Origin of the sequence: Pseudomonas floridensis (assembly GCF_002087235.1) — a bacterium.
Lineage (GTDB): Bacteria > Pseudomonadota > Gammaproteobacteria > Pseudomonadales > Pseudomonadaceae > Aquipseudomonas > Aquipseudomonas floridensis.
The window spans coordinates 1-577 of record NZ_MUIO01000031.1; the positions used below are offsets into that span (position 1 = coordinate 1).

General features: G+C 58.6%; 1 protein-coding gene. It reads left to right on the forward strand.

The features are described from left to right. Positions 1-577: IS66 family transposase (gene tnpC, locus BZK31_RS10410; protein ID WP_157900723.1), on the forward strand; the 577-nt coding region annotated here is incomplete at both ends.

The following is a 577-nucleotide window of genomic DNA, read 5'->3' on the forward strand; positions in this document are numbered from 1 at the left end:
AGCATGGCCAGCCCGAGCGTTCTGGCGATGCTGCTGACCACTAAATATGTGGACGGTTTGCCGCTTCACCGCTTTGAAAAAGTACTGGGCCGCCACGGCATCGATATCCCTCGCCAGACCTTGGCACGCTGGGTTATCCAGTGCGGCGAACACTTCCGGCCGCTGCTGAATTTAATGCGTGACAGCCTATTGGCCAGCCGGGTCATCCATTGCGATGAAACGCGGGTGCAAGTGCTGAAAGAGCCTGACCGCGAGCCAGGCAGCCAGTCATGGATGTGGGTGCAAACCGGCGGCCCGCCGGATAAGCCGGTGATCCTTTTTGACTACTCCACCAGCCGAGCGCAGGAGGTGCCTACGCGCCTGCTCGATGGCTATCGCGGTTACGTCATGACCGATGATTATGCCGGTTATACCGCACTGGGCGCCCAAGCTGGAGTTGAGCGTTTGGGATGCTGGGCCCATGCGCGTCGCAAGTTCGTTGAAGCACAGAAAGTGCAGCCCAAAGGTAAAACGGGGCGTGCGGATATCGCGCTGAATCTGATCAACAAGCTTTACGGCATCGAACGCGACCTAAAGG